This window comes from Burkholderia sp. WTPI3 (genome assembly GCF_021483755.1).
Lineage (GTDB): Bacteria > Pseudomonadota > Gammaproteobacteria > Burkholderiales > Burkholderiaceae > Burkholderia.
On the sequence record NZ_JAGIXF010000007.1, the window covers coordinates 58090 to 80303 of the forward strand.

The following is a 22214-nucleotide window of genomic DNA, read 5'->3' on the forward strand; positions in this document are numbered from 1 at the left end:
AACCGCCACGATCGCCACCGCGCCGCCCAGATGACGATGACGAACCAGCCAGCCGCTTCCGGGGTCCGCCCCGCAGCCCCCGTCGGTATCTTCGACTCGGGGCTCGGCGGCCTGTCGGTGCTGCGCGCCGTGCGCGCGCACCTGCCCGGCGAGTCGTTCATCTACGTCGCCGATTCGCAGCATGCGCCGTACGGGCCGCGCGACGAGGCATTCATTACGGAACGTACGCTGGCGATCGGCGAGTGGCTCGCCCGCGAAGGCGCGAAAGCCCTCGTCATTGCATGCAACACCGCAACGGCGCGGGCGATCGCGGCCATCCGCGAATGCCTGTCGATACCGCTCGTCGGTGTCGAGCCGGGCATCAAACCGGCCGCCGCGCTGTCGTCGACCGGCGTCGCGGGCGTTCTCGCCACGCAATCGACACTGAACAGCCCGCGCTTCCAGGCGTTGCTCGACCGCTACGGCGCCGGCCGCCGCTTCATCTGCCAACCCGGCCACGGGCTCGTCGAAGCGATCGAACGCGGCGACACCGACTCGCCCGCGTTGCGCGCGTTGCTTACGCGTTACCTGCAGCCGATGCTCGACGACGGTGCCGATACGCTGGTACTCGGTTGCACGCACTACCCGTTCTTCACCGAAACGATCCGCAACCTTGTTGGCGACCGCCTGACGATCGTCGACACGAGCGACGCCATCGCCCGCCAGCTCACGCGCGTTCTCGACGAACGCGGCCTGCGCGCGCCGGCCGGCACGCGTGCCGCGCCGCCGCGCTTCTGCTCGACCAGCGATGGCCTGCAACTGCGCGCGCTCGCGTCGACGCTGCTCGGCCTCGATGCGCCGGTCGAATCCGTTACCATTTCCTCGCCGAACGCGCGCGCCTGCGCGACCGCCTGACGCGGGCCGGCACGCCGCCGGTACGCCCTCTCCCGCCGCACCTTCCGTTTCAAGGGTCCGATGACCTTAAAAAAAGCCCGCCTCAGGCTTGTCAACACCCTCAAATTTAATGATAATAATTCGCATTAACGTTAGCTATCGCAACTCATCATGATCGTCTGCGTGTGCAAGTCTGTTTCCGATCGCAAGATTCGCGCGTCCCTCGCCGAAGGCGTCAGCTCTTTCGATGAGCTCCAGTTCGAGCTTGGCGTGGCCACGTGCTGCGGCAAGTGCGAGGAGTCCGTACGCGACCTCATGGCCGAGCAAGGTGTCTGCGCGAGCCGGTGCGGTGTCGAGCACCACGCTCATCCGATCCCGGTGACGTTCTACGACCGCAAGGCCGCCTGAGCGGCGCGGGGCCTACGCATGCGGCCCCGGCCGCAATTTTTGTTTCGACCGTCAGCAAGCCACCATCCGCGCGAGCCAACGGCTTACCTGCCAAGGAGCCTGTCATGGAATTGCTGATCGGATTTGTGACCACCGTTTGCATCTCGCTGCTGATTTTCCGCAAGTGATGCCGATTCACCCGTCGCCCCCCGGGTGCGGCGTCGTTCTTTCAAGCTAACATGCAGGCTTCGCAATCCGCTCCTGCCGGCGTCTTGCCGGCTGCTCCACGTATGAATCCCCGGGTCATCGCTGTCGCGGTCGGTGTGCTGGCCGCACACGCGATCATGCTGACGGCCGCGTGGCTCCATCGCAACGCACCACCGCCGAAGGAAGTCGCGGTACAGTCGATCACCGCGCAACTCATTCCGCCGGCGCCGGCTGCCCAGCCGGTGGCGGTCCAGTCGGCCGCCCAGCAGCCTGCGCCGCCCAAGCCCACGCCTCGCGTGAAGCCGAAGGTCGAGCCCAAGCCGGTGCAGAAAGCCATCCCGACACCTCGGCCGGTTGCGCAGGCACCGTCGCCGACGCCCGCGCCGGCAGCCGTCGATCCGACACCGGCCCCCGCCGCACCAGCTCCTGCTGCGCCGGCTGCGGCACCCGGCCCGGCTCGCGAGACGATGCAGGTCGGCGCACCGAAGAACGTATCGGCGCTCACCTGCAATTTCGTGAAACCCGCCTATCCGTCGATGTCGAAGCGACGCGGCGAAACGGGCACGGCTTATGTTCACTTCATCATTGGCGTGACGGGCAAGATCGAAAGCGTCCAGTTGCAGAAGAGCAGCGGCTACCCGCGCCTCGACGAAGCCGCACTCGAGGCGACGCGCGCCAGCACGTGCCCGCCGTACATCGAGAACGGGCAAGCGATCCGCGCCGCCCATACGCTGCCCTTCAACTTCACGCTCGACGACTAACCCGTCATATTCGGTAGATTCAAAGGAAACAAGAAAATGCAAAGCTACGGTATCGCGCACGTCTGGGCGCAAGGTGATTTCGTCACGCGCGCCATTGCGATCACGCTGCTCGTGATGTCGGTCCTGTCGTGGATCGTGATCATCGTCAAGGGCTGGAACGTGGTTCGCCTGAACCGTCTCACGAAGAATGCCGAACAGGCCTTCTGGCATTCGGACAATTTCGACGACGGCATCAAGAAGCTCGGCCTCACCGCATCGACGCCGAGCGAGAACCCGTTCCTCGCGCTCGCGCTGTCGGGCAAGGAAGCCGCCGATCACCACCATCAGACGCAACCGCACCTGCACGACCGCATGGACGTGTCGGACTGGGTCACGCGCTGCCTGAAGGACACGATGGACGAAGGCATCTCGCGCATGCAGGCCGGCCTCGCGATTCTCGCATCGATCGGCAGCACGGCGCCGTTCGTCGGCCTGTTCGGCACGGTCTGGGGCATCTATCACGCGCTGCTCGCGATCGGCGCAACCGGCCAGACGTCGATCGACCAGGTCGCGGGCCCGGTCGGCGAATCGCTGATCATGACGGCCTTCGGCCTGTTCGTCGCGATTCCCGCGGTGCTCGGCTACAACGCACTGACCCGCGCCAACAAGGGTGTAGTCAGCAAGCTGCGCCGCTTCGCACACGGCCTGCACGCGTACTTCGTGACGGGCGCGAGCCTCGCGTCGTCGTCGACCCGCGACGGCCTGCGTCTCGCGACGCGCGCCAGCTGAGCGGGGTGAACCATGGCAATGAACACCGGTTTCAGCGACGATGACGACGATGGCGTGATGAGCGAGATCAACATGACGCCGCTCGTCGACGTCATGCTCGTACTCCTGATCATTTTCCTCGTGACGATCCCGGCGATGCAGCACGCGGTAAAGATCGACCTGCCGCATGCAAGCAGTCAACCCGTCGATGAGAAGCCGCAAACGGTCGACGTCGCGATCGAAGGCAATGGCACGCTCCTGTGGAACGACGAGACGGTCACGCGCGAACAACTGCAGGCACACATTGCGGAAGCGGCAAAGCATCAGCCGCAACCGGAGTTGCACCTGCGTGCAGACCGCAAGGTTGCATATGAGCGCGTCGCCGAAGTGATGTCGGATGCGCAGGCCGGCGGCCTGACGAAACTCGGCTTCGTGACGGAGCCGACCGCGAAGACGAAGTAACGCACGCGCATTGCGCGCGTCGTTGGTAGCGTCTCGCCAGCCTCACCTCGCCGGCCACACCTCGCCGGCCACACACAAAGTAAAAGGCCTTCATCGCCAGATGAAGGCCTTTTTTCATGCGCACGCGGGCGCCTTCGGGCGGCGGGCTCTTCGGCGGTATCGGTTGCGCCTCGAGCAACGCAAATGCGACTACCGTGGTCTGCACGGATTGCGCGTTCTGCCCTATCTGGCTCGCAATATATGCGGCCACCTGATTCCGCTCAGAACTTCCTTCACGAAATGGGATTTCAATATAGGCTCGCGCGTGCGCGCATTCAAGGCCCCGCCGATTGAAACTTGCGATTGCAGACGGCGCTTCAATGACAAAACAAATTTGCCACGACGCGCATTTTCCATTCAGGTGGACGAAGCATCGGCCGCCGCCGCTTCCTTCTTCGCGCGCTCGGGACACCCCGGCTGCTTGTATTCGCCATGGTCGAGCTTCTCGACCAGATAGTCGACGAACGCACGCACGGCCGGCGGCATCCCCTGCCGCGAGACGAACACTGCGTAGAGCTGCGGCACCGGCAGCGTCCAGCCCGGCATCACCGGCGACAACTGGCCCGCGCGCAATGCATTGCCGTACATCATCTCGGGCAGCGCCGCGATGCCAAGCCCGTCCAGCACCGCTTCACGGATCGTCATCAGGTCGGCCGTCACGAGGCGCGGATCGTGCTCGTGCAAATGACGCGTGCCGTCCGGTGCGATCAGGTTGAACACGTGCCGCCCGTCGACGCTCGGCGTATCGAGCGTCTCGAAGTGCGCCAGATCGTCCGGCACCAGCGGCGGCGCGTTCTGGTTCAGCAGGCTCGGCGCACCGACCAGCATCTGCTCGGTGCGCCACAGTGGCCGCACGACGATGTTCGCGTTCTGCGGCGGCTCCGAGCGCACGCGCAACGCGACGTCGATCGAATCCTCGAACAGGTCGATCACGCGATTCGTCACACGAATGTGCACCTTCACCTCGGGATAGCGGTGCAGGAATTCAGGGAGGAGGCGCGACAGCATCGTCTGCGACAGCGTGACCGGAACGCTGACGCGCACCGAACCGCGCGGCGACGCGCGCAGTTGCTGCACGGCGTTCATCGCGGCCCGGGCTTCGGCGAGCATCGCCTGGCAATGCTGGTAGAACAGTTCCCCCGCCTCGGTCAGCGCAAGCTTGCGCGTCGAGCGCTGCAGCAGGCGCACGCCGAGCGCCGCCTCGAGTTCGGTCAGGCGCCGCGACAGGCGCGATTTCGAGATACCCAGCACGCGCTCGGCTGCCGAGAAACCGCCGTGCTCGACGACCTGCGAAAAGTACATGAGGTCGTTCAGGTTGTGTGCATCGATGTTCATGTCATCGTTCCAATTTCAGAACAATCCATTGCGAAGCGCCGCAAATCGGACGGTAAAACGCCCAATATAATAGCGCTATGTTTCAAAAATAACGCTATTCCGACGATAACGAGGGCTTCTGCATGACGACCGCTCGCTCGCTTGACCGCACGTACCCCGCACTTCGCACGACCGAAGGCGGCGGCTTCGTGGTTCACCGTCCGTTTCCGACCCGGCTGCTGATGGATTTCGATCCGTTCCTGCTGCTCGATGAAATGGGTCCCGTCGACTATGCGCCCGGCGAAGCCAAGGGCGCGCCCGACCATCCGCATCGCGGCTTCGAGACCGTGACGTACGTGCTCGACGGGCGCTTTCGCCATCGCGACTCGGCCGGCCATGCCGGCACGCTCGGGCCCGGCGACGTGCAGTGGATGACCGCCGGCGCCGGCGTCGTGCACAGCGAGATGCCGGATCCGGCATTCGCGCAGGCAGGCGGACGCTCGCACGGCTTCCAGCTGTGGGTCAACCTGCCGCGCCGCGACAAGCTGATCGCGCCGCGCTACCAGGAGATTTCGGCCGACCGCATCCCGAGCGCCACGTCGCCGGACGGTCGTGCGCACGTCCGCGTGATCGCCGGCGAGGCATTCGGCGTACGTGCGGCGATCGAGACGCGCACGCCGATCCTCTACCAGCATTTCACGCTGCAACCGGGCGCATCGGTCTCCCAGCCGGTGCCGGCGGGCTATCGCGTGTTCGCCTATCCGCTCGATGGAGCGGGCCGTTACGGGCCCGACAGACAGCTTGTCGACGCACGGCACATGGTGGTCTACGGCGATGACGGCGACGCAGTGACGTTCGAAGCCGGCGACACGCCGCTCGACCTGCTGCTGATCGGCGGCGTGCCGCTCAACGAGCCGATCGTCCGCTACGGGCCGTTCGTGATGAATACCGAGGAAGAGATCCGGCAAGCCGTCGTCGACTACCAGACCGGCCGCATGGGAAGTATCGAGGCGTGACGCCCGATCGGGACGCAGGTGCCGCGAAATGACTCGTTTTGCGTCACAATGAGTTCTTGAACCATGTGGCTGTCCGCCACCAGAAGGAACCCGTCCCCTTGAACTTCGAACATCTGATCCAGATCAACTCCGACGATCCGGCCGTGCCGTCCCTCACCCGCGAGCAGCTCTGGGAAGGCCTCGTGCTGCGCGCCGAACAGCCGCAGCTGTTCGTGATCGGCCTCGACAGCTGTGTCGTCCACGAACGAACGGACACGACGCTCGAACGCGAGCTGCATTATGGCCATGCGACCGTGCGCGATCGCGTGACGTTCACGCCGAACCAGCAAGTGCGCTACGACATCCACGCAGCGGGCGGCGAAATCGGTGGCTCTCTGACGATGACGATCGAGGAGCGCGACGACCATGAGCTGTTCCTGCGCTTCGAATACCGCACGACGCTGACCGTTACGGACGACAGCGAGGAAGCGCGCCAGACGCACGGCATCGTCAAGGAAGCGTATCGCACGTCGGACATCGACACCGTGCGCCTGATCCGTGAATACGCGCAGGGCCGCAAGGACCCGGATCCGCTGCACTGACGCGCCGGGCGGTCTATGGGCCGCCCCTTTGATACAGGCTATCGGGTTGACCACTTCGATCGATAAAGAGTTTTTGTAAATGGGAATAGTTATCATTTAGAATTCATTCCATCGTATCGACAGTCACCGATCAACCGAATGACCGACACCACGCGCCCGACCACGCTGACCTTGCGCCGCCCGACCGGCACCGCAGGCGGCAACCGTCAAAAGACGGCAGCGGTCACGACGCCGGCGAAGCCGGCCGCAAGCCGCGATGCAGGCACACGGGTCGTCAGCAGCGATGCGCTGCTGCAGGGCCACAGCCACATCAGCATCGCGCACAACGGGGAGACTTATCAGCTGCGCGCCACGCGGCTCGGCAAGCTGATCCTGACGAAGTAACGACAGAGTATTGTGGGGACCACCTCCCTGAGAGGTGTTGGGCAGTAGCCAGCGTAACGGCTTGCACGCGAGATCTAGACCCCTTCGTGCAAACACACTCAAGCAGCCGTTGCAGCAAGCCAAGCCATTTTTTTGGTTCTCGCACAAGGAAGAAAAAAAGCGACACGTCGAAGGACGTGTCGCTTTTTTATTTGGGCGGCCGGACGCGGAAAGAACAAGTATCCGGCCCACCCGCCCCGCTGTTCGAGCGCTTCGGAGCCGATAACGGAACCTCGTCCACCGGGTTGCGAAGCGCAACGGCCGCGAAGCCGTCGATGCTGCGTCAGAAACCCCAGAACATCAGCCACCACGCACTGTCGACGACGGCGAGGCCGGCCGCAAAACATGCGAATGCAGCCAATCGGCGCGGCCACGCCGCATAGCGCCCCGTCACCTTCCATGCGAGCCAGGCGCTCCATGCATTGGCACCGGCCAGAATCGCGATGCGCACGTCCGACGCCCAACCGAGCGGCACGTGCTCGGCCCGCAGCAGCGACAGCGTCGTCGCCGACAGTCCGAGGAACACGCCCGCGCCGGCGATCGGGATCAATGCCTGTGCGAGATGATGGAGACGCACGCGATCGAAGCGGCCGAGCATCAGCGTCGCGCCGGCCAGCAGCACGAGCAGCGCGGTGCCGTACACGAGCCCCGTCCCGACGATGTAGCTGACGATCAGGCCGCCGTCGAGCCACGAAAACACGTCGTTACGATCCGGGTAATGCGTGAGCAGGAACCACGGTGCATTGGTCTCGAGCGGCCACGTGATGTCGCGGTCGATCAGCCAGCCCGCGAGCCATTGCTTGATCTGCACGAACCACGGGCTGACGGTCCAGTGAAATGCACCGATCGCGACACCGAGCAGGCCGTACAGGATCAGTGCCGTGTCCCACGGATTCGCCTGCTGCGCGCCGAGGTTCACGACTTCATCGGACGGCGAGCGCAACGACAGCGAGATCGCATCGCGATGCCCGCTGCAGCGGCCGCACATATGGCACGACGCCGCGCCCTTCATGCTGCGCAACGGCACGAGCGGCGCGCAGTTGATCGGAATCACGCGATGGCCATGTTCGCCGTTCTTGTACGAGCGGCGCCACGCCTCCTCGTCAACCTTGTAGCGCATCGGCGCGAGCCGCGACAGCAGCCCGAACACGCCGTTGACCGGGCACAGATACTTGCACCACACGCGCTTCTCGCGTCCGTACAGCAAGCCGATCACGATCGCGCCGACGGTCGAGCCGCCGAGCACGAACAGTACCGCGAGCGGGTACTGGTACACGCTGACCATCTGTCCGTAGATCGTCGTGAGCCCGAACGCGACGAACGGCCAGCCGCCCCACCGCATCCAGCGCGGAATCGCGCCGCCGCGGCCGAACTTGCTCGCATATTCGGTCAGTGCGCCTTCCGGGCACAGCACGCCGCACCAGACGCGGCCGAGCATCACCATCGACAGCAGCACGAACGGCCACCAGATGCCCCAGAACACGAACTGCGCAATCAGCGTGAGATTGCTCCACAGATGCGCGGAATCGTCCGGCAGCGGCAACACTGCCGGTACGATGATCAGGAACGCGTAGACGCCGACGACGACCCACTGGATGCCGCGGATCACCGCGCCGTGGCGCTGCATCCACTGGCCGGCCTGTGCGAGCCAGCCCGGCTTGGCTGCGGCGACAACGCTCATGCCGTGCGACCCGCGGTAACGGCCGGACGGCGGCTTGCGCACTTCATCAGCAGCCACACGACCGCCCAGTACACCGCATACGCGATCAGGTTGGTCAACGCCGGATGTGCGCGATAGCCCGTCAGCGTGGCAACGAGCGAGCCGAACGTGCTCGAATCATCGAGGATCCCGGACGTGTCCCACACCTGCGAAATGCCGAGCGGCAGGATTTCCTTGTCGATCAGCTTGTCGACACCCGTCTGGAACAGGCCCGCGCCCAGGAACAACAGCATGATTTCGGTCACGCGGAAGAAATGCCGCCACGAGAAGTACTTGCCGCCAAGTTGCAGCAAATAGAACGTGAGGAACGCGAGGCCCAGACCGATCACGACCGCGAGCATCTGGCTGCCGTCCACGTGCCCTGACTGGCCGAACCCGAGACCGTACAGGAAGATCACCGTCTCGCTGCCTTCGCGGGCGATCGCGAGAGCGACCAGCACCCCCACGCCCCACCAGTTCGAATCGCGCGTGCTCTGCTGCAGCGAGTGCTCCATGTCGCGCTTGAGCGTGCGGCCGTGCCGGCGCATCCACAGCACCATCTGCACGATCAGCACGCACGCGATCAACACCATCGCGGTCTGGAAATAGTCCTGCGCGTCGCCGGACAGCACTTCGGTAAAGCCGACGAGCGCGGCGCCAAGGCCGACGGCCATCAGCAAGCCGGCCGCGACACCGGTCCACAGATACGGCAGACCGCGACGCGCATCGTCGTCGCCGTTCTTCAGCCATGCATAGAGGATGCCGACGACGAGCAGCGCTTCGACGCTCTCCCGCCAGACGATGAACAAGATCTGACCCATTGAATCCTCCTGACGTGCGAGGCAAGGCACTCGTGCGCCCGCATGCAGATAAAACGCGTTACTTCGCGACGATCACGCCCTGCGCCTGCTGGTGGAAATCGTCGAAAAACTTGTATTCGCCCGGCGACAGCGGAGCGACGACCACGAACGAATCGGCGCCCGGCGCAAGCACCTTCTCCTTGCGCAACTGCACGCTCTCGAATTCGGCGGCACCCTTGCCGGTATTCTTGATCTCGATCTTGAAGCGCTGACCAGCCGGCACTTCGATGCGGGCGGGATTCAGCTTGCCGTCCGTCATCTCGAGCTTGAACGTCGGCAGATCGGCGGCATGCACCGCGCCGGCGAGCCACAGCGCGGCGGCTGCGACAGCGATTTTCTGGGGATATTTCATTCTGGGTTCTCTACGCCGACGGCGCGCCAAGGCGCGCCGTCCGTGATTCCACCGATCAGTACCCGCCCTTCTTGCCGATGCCGGCGAACGGGAAATCGTATTCGAGGGTGATGGGCTTGAACCACGGGCCCACGCCCGTTTCCTTGTCGACATGGCGGCCAAACGCCATGTGGCCCGACTGCATCGGCGGCTTGACGGTCATTGTCAGGTGGTACTTGCCGGGGCCTGCCAGCTTCACGTTGTCGCCATAGTGCGGACCGTCGCTCGCCACCATCGGCATCAGGTCCCCTTCAGCCTTCCACTTCGTGTCGCCCTGCTTCGTCAGCTTGTACGTGACTTGCAGGTACGGCATCCAGTCGCCTTCCGCGAAACCCGTCGGGTTGTTCTTGACCGCGTGGATATCGGCCTCGAGGTGAACGTCGGAATCGGACGCCTTGCGCATCATCCCTTCCGGATCCATCGTGATCGGCTGCAGGTACACCGCGCCGATTTCCATGCCGCCCTGGATCTGCTGCTTGCCGATCGGATATTCGGCAGCCGAAGCCGACATCGCGGCAAGCGCCGCCGCTACCGCAACCGACGTGCGGATGAACGAAGAACCCAACATGGACACTCCTTGTTATTTGTCTGACGACCCGCGCGCCGCCCTCCCGGACGCCGCGCTGAAAACACTAACGCAACGAAGAACGTTAATGCGAACTATTCTCAATACTTGGAAAGTTTAGCACCGAACGGCCTCCGGAACAAACGGGACCCCGCGTAAACCCCTGATCCCACAAGGCTTATAACGCCGTTACCGAGAGGCCTCAGTGACGTTTGGAAAGATTTACCGGCCGCCGCTGACGTGGTCGCCCACGTTCGCGCCAAATACGCGTTCGCGCAGCAGCGCGAGCTGGTCGCGGGTGGCCGCAGCCTTCTCGAACTCCAGGTTCTTCGCGTAATCGGCCATCTGCTTTTCGAGGCGCTTGATTTCCTTCGCGATCTGCTTTTCCGACATGTCCTCGAACTTCGCGCGCTGTTGCGCCTCCTTCAGCTCCGCACGCGCGTCGTCGGCGTTGTAGACGCCGTCGATGATGTCCTTGATGCGCTTCACCACGCCGCGCGGCGTGATCCCCATCTTCTCGTTGTGCGCGATCTGCTTCGCACGACGCCGCTCGGTCTCGCCGATCGCACGCTTCATCGATTCGGTCATCGTGTCGGCATAGAGAATCGCCTTGCCGTTCACGTTCCGCGCGGCGCGGCCTATCGTCTGGATCAGCGAGCGCTCGGCGCGCAGGAAGCCTTCCTTGTCCGCATCGAGAATCGCGACCAGCGACACCTCGGGAATGTCGAGGCCCTCGCGCAGCAGGTTGATCCCGACCAGCACGTCGAACGTGCCGAGCCGCAGGTCGCGAATGATCTCGACCCGCTCAACCGTGTCGATGTCGCTGTGCAGGTAGCGCACCTTGACGCCGTGATCGGCCAGGAACTCGGTGAGTTGCTCCGCCATCCGCTTCGTCAGCACGGTGATCAGTACGCGCTCGCCGGCATTCACGCGCGCGTTGATCTCGGTCAGCACGTCATCGACCTGCGAACTGGCTGGCCGCACTTCGATTTCCGGATCGACGAGCCCGGTCGGCCGCACCACCTGCTCGGCGATCTGCCCCGTCACGCGCTGTTCGTAGTCGGCCGGCGTCGCCGACACGAACACCACCTGGCGCATCTTGCGCTCGAACTCCGGGAACTTGAGCGGCCGGTTGTCCAGCGCGGACGGCAGCCGGAAGCCGTAGTTGACGAGGTTCTCCTTGCGCGCGCGGTCGCCGTTGTACATCCCGTTCAACTGGCCGATCAGCACGTGCGATTCGTCGAGCAGCATCAGCGCGTCGGGCGGCAGATAGTCGACGAGGGTCGGCGGCGGCTCGCCGGGTGCGGCGCCGGAGAAATGCCGCGAATAGTTCTCGATGCCCTTGCAGAAGCCGAGCTCCTGCAGCATCTCGAGGTCGAAGCGCGTACGCTGCTCGAGGCGCTGCGCCTCAACGAGCTTGCCGTCGCGGTGGAAGAATTCGAGGCGCTCGCGCAATTCGTCCTTGATCGTCTCGACCGCACGCATCACGGTGTCGCGCGGCGTCACGTAGTGCGACGACGGATAGACGGTGAAGCGCGGAATCTTCTGCCGCACGCGCCCGGTCAGCGGATCGAACAATTGCAGCGTCTCGACCTCGTCGTCGAACAGTTCGACGCGCACGGCCATCTCCGCGTGTTCGGCCGGGAAGATGTCGATCGTGTCGCCGCGCACGCGGAACGTCCCGCGCTGGAAGTCCTGTTCGTTGCGCGAGTACTGCATCGCGATCAGCCGCGCGATCACGTCGCGCTGGCCGAGCTTGTCGCCCGTGCGCAGCGTCAGGATCATCTGGTGGTACTCGGACGGATTGCCGATACCGTAGATCGCCGACACCGTCGCGACGATCACCACGTCGCGGCGCTCCATCAGGCTCTTCGTCGCCGACAGCCGCATCTGCTCGATGTGCTCGTTGATCGACGAGTCCTTCTCGATGAACAGGTCGCGCTGCGGCACGTACGCTTCCGGCTGGTAATAGTCGTAGTACGAGACGAAGTACTCGACCGCGTTGCGCGGGAAGAACTCGCGGAATTCCGCGTAGAGCTGCGCCGCGAGCGTCTTGTTCGGCGCGAACACGATCGCCGGGCGGCCGAGCCGCGCGATCGTGTTGGCCATCGTGAAGGTCTTGCCCGAGCCCGTCACGCCGAGCAGCGTCTGGAAGGCAAGGCCGTCGCCGACGCCTTCGACGAGCGTTTCGATCGCGGTCGGCTGGTCGCCTGCAGGCGGATACGGTTGATACAGCTGGAATGGCGACCCTTCGAAGGTCACGAATTTCGATTCGTCGAGCGCGTCGCCGACTTCGGCGTGATGTTCGGACATGGAGTGCGGCCAGAGCGAGGGCAAAAAAACTATTCTAGCGCTTCGCGGCAGGACGGACCGCTGACGACTCCTGACGCATGGCCGTCGCCCGAAATCGCGATTTGCCGCGCAATCGCCGCCCCGGCCATCGTGAATTCGCTACAATATCAGGCTGCTGCGCTTTCCGGCGCCGTGCCGTTGGCGCGCGGTCCGCTGCGCCCGTCCCGCCGGCTGAAAGCCTGACCCTCTTTTCACTACTGCCGAATCATCATGTCGCTCTTCTCCGCTGTCCAGCTTGCTCCCCGCGACCCGATCCTGGGCCTGAACGAAGCTTTCAACGCCGATGCGCGTCCGACCAAGGTCAACCTCGGCGTCGGCGTGTACACGAACGAAGAAGGCAAGATCCCGCTGCTGCGCGCCGTTCGCGAAGCGGAGAAGGCACGTGTCGACGCCGGCCTGCCGCGCGGCTACCTGCCGATCGACGGGATCGCCGCCTACGATGCAGCCGTGCAGAAGCTGCTGCTCGGCAACGATTCGCCGCTGATCGCCGCAGGCCGCGTGGTCACGGCGCAGGCACTGGGCGGCACGGGCGCGCTGAAGATCGGCGCCGATTTCCTGCGCACCGTGAACCAGAACGCGAAGGTCGCGATCAGCGATCCGAGCTGGGAAAACCACCGCGCACTGTTCGAAGCGGCCGGCTTCGAAGTCGTCGCCTACCCGTATTACGACGCTGCCACCAACGGCGTGAACTTCGAAGGCATGCTGTCGGCACTGAACGGCTACGCAGCCGGCACGATCGTCGTGCTGCACGCGTGCTGCCACAACCCGACCGGCGTGGACCTGACCGAAGCGCAATGGCAGCAAGTCGTCGACGTCGTGAAGGCACGCAACCTCGTGCCGTTCCTCGACATGGCCTATCAGGGCTTCGGCGAGAACATCGAGGCTGATGCCGCTGCCGTGCGCCTGTTTGCCGCGGCCGACCTGAATGCGTTCGTGTCGTCGTCGTTCTCGAAGTCGTTCTCGCTGTATGGCGAACGCGTTGGCGCGCTGTCGATCATCACGTCGAGCAAGGAAGAGGCGACGCGTGTGCTGTCGCAACTGAAGCGCGTGATCCGCACGAACTACTCGAACCCGCCGACCCACGGTGGCGCAGTCGTCGCAGCAGTGCTGGCATCGCCGGAACTGCACGCTTCGTGGGTGCAGGAACTCGGCGAAATGCGCGACCGTATCCGCGCGATGCGCAACGGCCTCGTCGAGCGCCTGAAGGCGAGCGGCGTCGATCGCGACTTCAGCTTCATCAACGCGCAGCGCGGGATGTTCTCGTATTCGGGCCTGACCTCGGCGCAAGTCGATCGCCTGCGCGAAGAATTCGGCATCTACGCAGTCGGCACGGGCCGCATCTGCGTCGCAGCGCTGAACACGCGCAACCTCGACGCAGTCGCCAATGCCGTCGCAGCGGTGCTGAAGTAAATCGGCATCGAAAGGCGGCAGCCGTCACCAGGCCGCCCCGCCGAAATGAAAAACGCGCTCCCCGGAGCGCGTTTTTTATGCCGGCCTGCTTGCCGGCATTCGTTACTGCATGAACCAGCCGTGGCTGACGACGAACGACTGGCCGGTGAGCGCGGCGCTCGGGAAGGCCGACAGGAACAGCACCGTTTGCGCGACGTCCTGCACCGTCGTGAACACGCCGTCGACCGTGTTGCCCAGCATCACCTTCTTGATGACTTCCTCTTCGCTGATCCCGAGTTCCTTCGCCTGCTCCGGAATCTGCTTGTCGACCAGCGGCGTGCGCACGAAGCCCGGACACACCACGTGCGAGCGCACGTTATGCTTCGCGCCTTCCTTCGCCAGCACGCGTGCCAGTCCGAGCAGGCCGTGCTTGGCCGTCACGTACGCCGACTTCAGCGGCGACGCTTCGTGCGAGTGCACCGAACCCATGTAGATCACGACGCCGCCGCGATCGTCCTTGTACATGTGCTTGAGCGCGGCCTTGGTCGTCAGGAACGCGCCGTCAACGTGGATCGCCTGCATCTTCTTCCAGTCGGCGAACGAGTAGTTCTCGATCGGGTTGACGATCTGGATGCCTGCGTTCGACACCAGGATGTCGACCGAGCCGAACGCCTCGGCCACCTTGTCGATGCCGCTGTTGACCGCGTCCTCGTTGGTCACGTCCATCGCGACGCCGATCGCCTTGCCGCCTGCCTTGTTGATCTCGTCGGCAACCGCGTTTGCGCCGTCCTGGTTCAGGTCGGCGATCGCGACGGCCGCACCCGCTTTCGCGAGTTCGAGTGCGATTTCCTTGCCGATGCCGCTTGCGGCGCCCGTGACGACTGCGGTCTTGCCGCTCAGATCTGCTGCCATGTCCGTCTCCTTCCGTTATCGAATCCAAAAAGCGCGCCCGTGCGTCCGCTTTCGTCGCGCGGCCGTGCACGCAGGCCAGTCGCTATTGTGCACGATCGGCCCCGCCGTTCGCGGCCAAAACGTCTAAGCTTAAGGTCGGTTTCGGATCGAGGGAGATTCGCATGCACTATCGACGACTAGGCCGCTCCGGCCTGCAGGTCAGCGCGCTTTCGCTCGGTTCGTGGGTCACGTACGGCAATCAGGTCGACCAGCGGGTCGCCCGCGAGTGCCTCGCGGCGGCCCGCGATGCGGGCGTCAACTTCTTCGACAACGCGGAGGTCTACGCGGGTGGAAAGTCGGAGGAAATCATGGGCCGGGCCCTGAAGTCGCTCGGCTGGCCGCGTATCAGCTACCTGGTATCGACGAAGTTCTTCTGGGGTCTCGCGGAAGCGCCGAACCAGTACCACACGCTCAACCGGAAATATCTGCTGAACGCCATCGACGGCTCGCTGCATCGGCTGCAGCTCGACTACGTCGACCTCGTCTATTGCCATCGCCCGGACCCGAACACACCGATCGAGGAAACCGTCTGGGCGATGAGCGACATGATCGTACGCGGCAAGGCGCTGTACTGGGGCACATCCGAATGGAGCGCCGACGAGATCCGCGCCGCATACGAAATCGCCGAGCGGCATCATCTGCACAAGCCGGTCGTCGAGCAGCCGCAGTACAACCTGTTCCACCGTACCCGGGTCGAACAGGAATATACGCGGCTCTACGACGACTACGGTATGGGTCTCACGACCTGGAGCCCGCTGGCATCGGGGTTGCTCACCGGCAAGTACCGCAACGGCGTACCGCCAGACAGCCGCGCGCAACTGCACGGCTACGACTGGCTCCGCGACCGGCTGACGGATCCGGCCAGCAACGATGTCGTCGAGCGGCTCGGCGAGATCGCGGCCGAACTCGGCTGCAGCACCGGCCAGCTCGCAATCGCATGGGTGCTCGCGAATCCGCGCGTGAGCTCGGTGATTACAGGCGCGTCGCGGCTCGAACAGATCGGCGACAACATGCGCGCGCTCGACGTCGCCGCGAAGCTGACGCCGGAGGTCAAGCAACGCATCGAGGAGGTAGTCGGCGACGCATACGAGTAAGGCGACTTACGGCCACTCGCGTACAATACGCGGCCGCATCGGCGCCCGGCTCGTCAGCCGCGCGCGATCGCCCGTTTTCATCGATTCATCTTTTCGTTCCAGGCAGCCAGCCATGCTCAGCTATCGTCACGGTTTTCACGCAGGCAATCACGCGGACGTGCTCAAGCACGCCGTCGTCGTCCAGTTGCTGCGCTACCTGAACAAGAAGGACAAGTCGTACTGGTACATCGATACGCACGCGGGCGCCGGCGTGTACTCTCTACGCGACGGCTACGCCGCCAAGACCGCGGAATTCGATACCGGCATCGGCCCGCTGTGGAACGACAAGAACCTGCCTGAAGCGCTGGGCGATTACATCGATGAAGTCCGCGCGCTGAACGACGACGGCGAGCTGCGATTCTATCCGGGCTCCCCATATCTCGCATGGCGATCGATGCGCGAGCAGGACCGGATGCGCCTGTTCGAAATGCACACGACGGAAATCGACGTGCTGCGTCACAACTTTCGCGATGCAGGGCGACGCGCGATGATCTTCGCAGGCGATGGCTTCGAGGGTATCAAGGCGTTGCTGCCACCGGCGCCGCGCCGCGCGCTCGTTCTGATCGATCCGTCCTACGAGGACAAGAAGGACTACGCACGGACCATCACGTGCGTCACGGAATGCCTGAAGCGGTTCGCAACGGGTTGCTACGCAATCTGGTATCCGCAGGTTGCGCGCGTGGAGTCGCAACGTTTTCCGGAACAACTGAAGCGTCTGCAGCCGAACAACTGGCTACACCTGACGTTGACGGTATCGAACCCGCCTGCAGACGGACTGGGCCTCTACGGCAGCGGAATGTTCATCCTGAATCCGCCCTACACCCTCGCGCAGAGCATGAACGAAGCGCTGCCCTACCTCGTGGAACGACTCGGGCAGGATAGCGGCGCGCGGTGCCAGATCGAGCACCGCGGAAACTGAGCGAGCCGGCCGCCGTTACGGCTGCTGTCGCGGCATGGGCCGTGGTTGATTGGCCGGTGACGTGCCCCAGCCGGGGACATTGATATACGGCGCGACAAACAGCGGAACCGACGAATTCGACGTCTGCCCGGCCGGCGTTCGCATACGCGCCGGTTCGACGATCGGCTCGGACGACAGCGGCGCAGTTTGCAACACCAGGCCACCCTTACCGTCCTGAATACCGCTTTGCGTGTCAAGAATCAGCGGCCTGGACGCGGTCGCGGCGCCCGCCGCGACGCAGTGGACGAGCACCGCAACACCCAGAACAAGGCGCGTGCGGGGAACAGAACGCACATCGAAACGCAAGCGCATGATCGTATTCTTCCTGTCCAAAAGCAGGCCCATACCATAGCGCTGCATCACCGATTTCACCAGATCCGGCGCACAAAAAACAAAGCCCCGTCAACACGGGGCTTGCTTTTCGTTCGGTGCCACATGGCACCTGACGGTGACTCCGATTACAGCGAGTAGCCGTTGGTTTCGAGCGAACGGATACGGCTCTCGAGCTGGACGATGTCCGACGACGTGGCGAGGTAAGCCTCACGGCGCTCACGCTCTGCGGATTCGAACCAGTTGCTCAGCTTTTCAACGATGTAGGCGATCATGACGTTCTCCAAGGAAGGGGGGACCCCTGGCGAATCGAGATTCAGGGATTTCCCGTATAGGGTTATCCCGAATTATAGCGATGCCGCACCAAGATGCCAGTGAAATACTTGCATGGAGACCATTCCCATTCGGAATGGATCTTGAAGCATCTCCGCCAACTTATTGATTTTTAATAAGACTAGCTCGATGCCCATTTTGAACTCGAGGACGCGCACTAATCTGGTTCGCCGACCCGATCCGCCAAGCGCGCCAAAATTGGGCATTCCGGGCGCTCGTCACCATGACAGTGCGCGGCCAGATCGGCCAGCGTATTGCGCATGTCGCTCAGTTCCGCGATGCGCTTGTCGAGTTCGGCCACGTGTTCGAGGGCTATCGACTTCACTTCGGCGCTCGCTCGGGAGCGGTCTTGCCAGAGCATCAGCAGCTTGCGGATATCCTCGACGAGGAAGCCGAGTCTTCGTGCCTGACGGATGAAGCGCAGGATATGGACTTCGTCCGGACCGTAAATCCGATATCCAGCGTCGCTACGCTTGCTCGGCGCCAGCAGGCCGACTTGTTCGTAGTACCGGATCATTTTTGCACTGACGCCGGATTCGCGTGACGCGTCACCGATATTCATTCCCCCACCCTCTTCACAAGCCCAGCTTCGAACGCGAATGCCGGTACAGATGTGCCGACGTCGACACTTCGATCGTATCAAATCGCGTCGTTTCGTTCCGGGATGGGCATTGGTTGGCGAGATCAACCTCAGGTCGCCATGTCTGCGAAGCGGCTTGTCCATCTCCGCCCGCCTGCATTTCCGTCGCGCCAATGCAAAAACCCCCGCCTAGTTGGGCGGGGGTTTCTGGCTTAGGGAGCCTGACGATTACCTACTTTCACACGGGAATCCGCACTATCATCGGCGTAGAGTCGTTTCACGGTCCTGTTCGGGATGGGAAGGGGTGGGACCGACTCGCTATGGTCATCAGGCAAAGAGGGGTGTTCTGCTGGCACGGCCAACAGAACCAATCTGGGAAGAAGCAGTAATTTAGGTTGTGTGTATCACACACGAGAATCCAACATGTCGCGCTGGATCGCAGCCGGTGCTTGCGCACGGCGCCGATCTACAAGGCAGACTTGTTATAGGATCAAGCCTTACGGGCAATTAGTATCAGTTAGCTGAACGCATTACTGCGCTTACACACCTGACCTATCAACGTCCTGGTCTCGAACGACCCTTCAAGGGGATCTAGTCCCCAGGGATATCTCATCTTAAGGCGAGTTTCCCGCTTAGATGCTTTCAGCGGTTATCTCTTCCGAACATAGCTACCCGGCGATGCCACTGGCGTGACAACCGGTACACCAGAGGTTCGTCCACTCCGGTCCTCTCGTACTAGGAGCAGCCCCCTTCAAATATCCAACGCCCACGGCAGATAGGGACCAAACTGTCTCACGACGTTTTAAACCCAGCTCACGTACCTCTTTAAATGGCGAACAGCCATACCCTTGGGACCGGCTACAGCCCCAGGATGAGATGAGCCGACATCGAGGTGCCAAACACCGCCGTCGATATGAACTCTTGGGCGGTATCAGCCTGTTATCCCCAGAGTACCTTTTATCCGTTGAGCGATGGCCCTTCCATACAGAACCACCGGATCACTATGACCTGCTTTCGCACCTGCTCGACTTGTCGGTCTCGCAGTTAAGCACGCTTATGCCATTGCACTATCAGCACGATTTCCGACCGTACCTAGCGTACCTTCGTACTCCTCCGTTACGCTTTGGGAGGAGACCGCCCCAGTCAAACTGCCTACCATGCACTGTCCCCGACCCGGATCACGGGCCAAGGTTAGAACCTCAAACAAACCAGGGTGGTATTTCAAGGACGGCTCCACCGAAACTAGCGTTCCGGTTTCATAGCCTCCCACCTATCCTACACAGATCGGTTCAAAGTCCAATGCAAAGCTACAGTAAAGGTTCATGGGGTCTTTCCGTCTAGCCGCGGGTAGATTGCATCATCACAAACACTTCAACTTCGCTGAGTCTCGGGAGGAGACAGTGTGGCCATCGTTACGCCATTCGTGCAGGTCGGAACTTACCCGACAAGGAATTTCGCTACCTTAGGACCGTTATAGTTACGGCCGCCGTTTACCGGGACTTCAATCAAGAGCTTGCACCCCATCATTTAATCTTCCGGCACCGGGCAGGCGTCACACCCTATACGTCCACTTTCGTGTTTGCAGAGTGCTGTGTTTTTATTAAACAGTCGCAGCCACCAGTTTATTGCAACCCCTTCACCCTTTGCGCGCAGGCGCATCAAGCTACAAGGGCGTACCTTATCCCGAAGTTACGGTACCAATTTGCCGAGTTCCTTCTCCCGAGTTCTCTCAAGCGCCTTAGAATACTCATCTCGCCCACCTGTGTCGGTTTGCGGTACGGTCATCGTTAGACTGAAGCTTAGAGGCTTTTCTTGGAACCACTTCCAATTGCTTCGCTCCCTAAGGAGCTCGCGCCACACCCTTGAATCCTGCGCCCGGATTTGCCTAAGCGCCTTCTCCAATGCAGCGACCGGGACTTCCAACACCCGGACAACCTTCCGCGATCCGTCCCCCCATCGCATCTAACAATGGTGCAGGAATATTGACCTGCTTCCCATCAGCTACGCATTTCTGCCTCGCCTTAGGGGCCGACTCACCCTACGCCGATGAACGTTGCGTAGGAAACCTTGGGCTTACGGCGAGGGGGCCTTTCACCCCCTTTATCGCTACTCATGTCAGCATTCGCACTTCCGATACCTCCAGCACGCTTTTCAACGCACCTTCGCAGGCTTACGGAACGCTCTCCTACCATGCGAGCAAAGCTCGCATCCGCAGCTTCGGTATATAGCTTAGCCCCGTTACATCTTCCGCGCAGGACGACTCGATCAGTGAGCTATTACGCTTTCTTTAAAGGGTGGCTGCTTCTAAGCCAACCTCCTGACTGTTTTAGCCTTCCCACTTCGTTTCCCACTTAGCTATATTTGGGGACCTTAGCTGGCGGTCTGGGTTGTTTCCCTCTTGACACCGGACGTTAGCACCCGATGTCTGTCTCCCGTGATTGCACTCTTCGGTATTCGGAGTTTGCTATGGCGGGGTAATCTGCAATAGACCCCCCAACCATGACAGTGCTCTACCCCCGAAGGTGAGACACGAGGCACTACCTAAATAGTTTTCGGAGAGAACCAGCTATTTCCAAGTTTGTTTAGCCTTTCACCCCTATCCACAGCTCATCCCCTAACTTTTCAACGTTAGTGGGTTCGGACCTCCAGTACGTGTTACCGCACCTTCATCCTGGCCATGGATAGATCACTTGGTTTCGGGTCTACGCCCAGCAACTGAACGCCCTATTCGGACTCGCTTTCGCTACGCCTGCCCTATACGGTTAAGCTTGCTACTGAACGTAAGTCGCTGACCCATTATACAAAAGGTACGCCGTCACCCCTTGCGAGGCTCCGACTGTTTGTATGCATGCGGTTTCAGGATCTATTTCACTCCCCTCCCGGGGTTCTTTTCGCCTTTCCCTCACGGTACTGGTTCACTATCGGTCGATCACGAGTATTTAGCCTTGGAGGATGGTCCCCCCATCTTCAGACAGGATTTCACGTGTCCCGCCCTACTTGTCGCACACCTAGTTCTTTCATACTGTTTTCGCCTACAGGGCTATCACCTGCTATGGCCGCACTTTCCAGAGCGTTCGGCTAACAATACAAATAAAGAGTGCAAGGCTCATCCCATTTCGCTCGCCACTACTTTGGGAATCTCGGTTGATTTCTTTTCCTGCGGTTACTTAGATGTTTCAGTTCACCGCGTTCGCTTCGCATGGCCTATGTATTCAGCCATGGATACTCCAAAAGGAGTGGGTTTCCCCATTCGGACATCTACGGATCAAAGCTCGTTTGCCAGCTCCCCGTAGCTTTTCGCAGGCTACCGCGTCCTTCATCGCCTGTGATCGCCAAGGCATCCACCACATGCACTTGTTCGCTTGACCCTATAACGAGTCTGTCTCATCGACAGTCGTTACAGGTTGAGTTCTCGCGTTGTGCCGTATTCCAATTGAGTCAAACATAGAGTTCGAATCATCTTGAGATACATCGATACAATCACAACCCGGATAACTTCCACGTCCATCTCAAGACGCTTCCGCTATCCAAATTACTTACTTCTTCCAGATTGTTAAAGAACGACAGCCGATACGTAAGACGTATCACTCTGACTGGCTCAATCGCCAATGACAAAGACTCGAACAACGCTTCGTTCGAATGCTTGTCATTGAAGATTGGTGGAGGCAGACGGGATCGAACCGACGACCCCCTGCTTGCAAAGCAGGTGCTCTCCCAGCTGAGCTATGCCCCCATTTGAGTACAGATACCCTCAGGTGTGTTACCGCCAGACAATGGTGGGTCTGGTTGGATTCGAACCAACGACCCCCGCCTTATCAAGACGGTGCTCTAACCGACTGAGCTACAGACCCCTGAGTCTGTCT

21 protein-coding genes, 2 tRNA genes and 2 rRNA genes are annotated in these 22214 nt (G+C 62.0%); 11 read left to right on the forward strand and 14 right to left on the reverse strand.

Features of this window, described 5'->3' with window-relative positions; genetic code table 11:
- Window positions 1–30 precede the first annotated feature (30 nt).
- From murI to J7024_RS06105, 5 genes are all read left to right on the forward strand, one after another.
- A complete protein-coding gene (gene murI / locus J7024_RS06085) occupies window positions 31–894 on the forward strand; it encodes a glutamate racemase (protein WP_390680709.1) in 864 nt (287 codons plus the stop codon).
- Between the two features lie 150 nt (window positions 895–1044).
- Window positions 1045–1281 carry a (2Fe-2S)-binding protein gene (locus J7024_RS06090; protein WP_011885486.1) on the forward strand — a complete coding sequence of 79 codons (237 nt, stop codon included), beginning with the start codon at window positions 1045–1047 and terminating at the stop codon, window positions 1279–1281.
- Between the two features lie 218 nt (window positions 1282–1499).
- Entirely contained in the window at window positions 1500–2228 is a 729-nt protein-coding gene (locus tag J7024_RS06095; protein WP_124830836.1) for an energy transducer TonB, read from the forward strand.
- Between the two features lie 36 nt (window positions 2229–2264).
- The gene (locus tag J7024_RS06100; RefSeq protein ID WP_124830835.1) at window positions 2265–2996 is read left to right on the forward strand and encodes a MotA/TolQ/ExbB proton channel family protein; all 732 of its coding nucleotides are present in this window, start codon (window positions 2265–2267) and stop codon (window positions 2994–2996) included.
- Between the two features lie 12 nt (window positions 2997–3008).
- Window positions 3009–3437, forward strand: coding sequence for an ExbD/TolR family protein (locus J7024_RS06105; RefSeq protein ID WP_124830834.1), 429 nt, complete (start codon window positions 3009–3011; stop codon window positions 3435–3437).
- 396 nt (window positions 3438–3833) lie between these two features.
- Here J7024_RS06105 and J7024_RS06110 read toward each other — a convergent pair whose 3' ends face one another.
- The gene (locus tag J7024_RS06110; RefSeq protein ID WP_124830833.1) at window positions 3834–4811 is read right to left on the reverse strand and encodes a LysR family transcriptional regulator; all 978 of its coding nucleotides are present in this window, start codon (window positions 4809–4811) and stop codon (window positions 3834–3836) included.
- Between the two features lie 122 nt (window positions 4812–4933).
- Between J7024_RS06110 and J7024_RS06115 the strand changes: the two genes are divergently transcribed.
- The 3 genes from J7024_RS06115 to hemP all read left to right on the forward strand — a co-directional run bounded on the left by J7024_RS06115 (window position 4934) and on the right by hemP (window position 6771).
- Window positions 4934–5806, forward strand: a complete 873-nt coding sequence (locus J7024_RS06115; protein WP_124830832.1) for a pirin family protein — start codon at window positions 4934–4936, stop codon at window positions 5804–5806.
- 98 nt (window positions 5807–5904) lie between these two features.
- A complete protein-coding gene (locus tag J7024_RS06120; protein ID WP_121859184.1) occupies window positions 5905–6387 on the forward strand; it encodes an SRPBCC family protein in 483 nt (160 codons plus the stop codon).
- Window positions 6388–6525: 138 nt separating this feature from the next.
- Window positions 6526–6771 (forward strand): hemin uptake protein HemP, encoded by a 246-nt coding sequence (gene hemP / locus J7024_RS06125; protein WP_096508968.1) that lies wholly within the window; start codon window positions 6526–6528, stop codon window positions 6769–6771.
- 322 nt (window positions 6772–7093) lie between these two features.
- Here the strand turns inward: hemP and J7024_RS06130 are convergent, their stop codons facing one another.
- From J7024_RS06130 to uvrB, 5 genes are all read right to left on the reverse strand, one after another.
- Window positions 7094–8491 (reverse strand): 4Fe-4S binding protein, encoded by a 1398-nt coding sequence (locus J7024_RS06130; RefSeq protein ID WP_124830830.1) that lies wholly within the window; start codon window positions 8489–8491, stop codon window positions 7094–7096.
- Window positions 8488–9330, reverse strand: a complete 843-nt coding sequence (locus J7024_RS06135; RefSeq protein WP_175752655.1) for an FTR1 family iron permease — start codon at window positions 9328–9330, stop codon at window positions 8488–8490. Before J7024_RS06135 ends, J7024_RS06130 begins: the two co-directional genes overlap by 4 nt.
- Window positions 9331–9388: 58 nt before the next feature.
- Window positions 9389–9721, reverse strand: coding sequence for a cupredoxin domain-containing protein (locus J7024_RS06140; protein WP_124830828.1), 333 nt, complete (start codon window positions 9719–9721; stop codon window positions 9389–9391).
- Window positions 9722–9776: 55 nt separating this feature from the next.
- Window positions 9777–10328, reverse strand: coding sequence for an iron transporter (locus J7024_RS06145; RefSeq protein WP_124830827.1), 552 nt, complete (start codon window positions 10326–10328; stop codon window positions 9777–9779).
- 219 nt (window positions 10329–10547) lie between these two features.
- Window positions 10548–12638, reverse strand: a complete 2091-nt coding sequence (gene uvrB, locus J7024_RS06150; protein WP_175752657.1) for an excinuclease ABC subunit UvrB — start codon at window positions 12636–12638, stop codon at window positions 10548–10550.
- A 249-nt stretch (window positions 12639–12887) separates the two neighbouring features.
- Between uvrB and J7024_RS06155 the strand changes: the two genes are divergently transcribed.
- Window positions 12888–14087: an amino acid aminotransferase gene (locus J7024_RS06155; protein WP_175762540.1), complete on the forward strand. Its 1200-nt coding sequence runs from the start codon at window positions 12888–12890 to the stop codon at window positions 14085–14087.
- Between the two features lie 102 nt (window positions 14088–14189).
- Here J7024_RS06155 and J7024_RS06160 read toward each other — a convergent pair whose 3' ends face one another.
- Window positions 14190–14978, reverse strand: a complete 789-nt coding sequence (locus tag J7024_RS06160; protein ID WP_121859176.1) for a 3-hydroxybutyrate dehydrogenase — start codon at window positions 14976–14978, stop codon at window positions 14190–14192.
- 161 nt (window positions 14979–15139) lie between these two features.
- Here J7024_RS06160 and J7024_RS06165 point away from each other — a divergent pair, with 161 nt between their 5' ends.
- Window positions 15140–16111, forward strand: a complete 972-nt coding sequence (locus J7024_RS06165) for a potassium channel beta subunit family protein (protein WP_124831025.1) — start codon at window positions 15140–15142, stop codon at window positions 16109–16111.
- 112 nt (window positions 16112–16223) lie between these two features.
- Window positions 16224–17069: a 23S rRNA (adenine(2030)-N(6))-methyltransferase RlmJ gene (locus J7024_RS06170; RefSeq protein ID WP_124831024.1), complete on the forward strand. Its 846-nt coding sequence runs from the start codon at window positions 16224–16226 to the stop codon at window positions 17067–17069.
- A 15-nt stretch (window positions 17070–17084) separates the two neighbouring features.
- Here J7024_RS06170 and J7024_RS06175 read toward each other — a convergent pair whose 3' ends face one another.
- The 7 genes from J7024_RS06175 to J7024_RS06205 form a co-directional block, all read right to left on the reverse strand.
- Complete coding sequence (locus J7024_RS06175) at window positions 17085–17453, reverse strand: hypothetical protein (protein WP_124831026.1); 369 nt, start codon at window positions 17451–17453, stop codon at window positions 17085–17087.
- A 113-nt stretch (window positions 17454–17566) separates the two neighbouring features.
- Window positions 17567–17713, reverse strand: coding sequence for a DUF3563 family protein (locus tag J7024_RS06180; RefSeq protein ID WP_006478295.1), 147 nt, complete (start codon window positions 17711–17713; stop codon window positions 17567–17569).
- 215 nt (window positions 17714–17928) lie between these two features.
- Window positions 17929–18333 carry a Cu(I)-responsive transcriptional regulator gene (gene cueR, locus J7024_RS06185; RefSeq protein WP_124831023.1) on the reverse strand — a complete coding sequence of 135 codons (405 nt, stop codon included), beginning with the start codon at window positions 18331–18333 and terminating at the stop codon, window positions 17929–17931.
- Window positions 18334–18570: 237 nt separating this feature from the next.
- Window positions 18571–18683, reverse strand: a 5S ribosomal RNA gene (gene rrf, locus J7024_RS06190).
- A 154-nt stretch (window positions 18684–18837) separates the two neighbouring features.
- Window positions 18838–21719, reverse strand: a 23S ribosomal RNA gene (locus J7024_RS06195).
- Between the two features lie 289 nt (window positions 21720–22008).
- Window positions 22009–22084 (reverse strand) — tRNA-Ala (locus J7024_RS06200).
- Between the two features lie 41 nt (window positions 22085–22125).
- A tRNA-Ile gene (locus J7024_RS06205) sits at window positions 22126–22202 on the reverse strand.
- Window positions 22203–22214 lie beyond the last annotated feature (12 nt).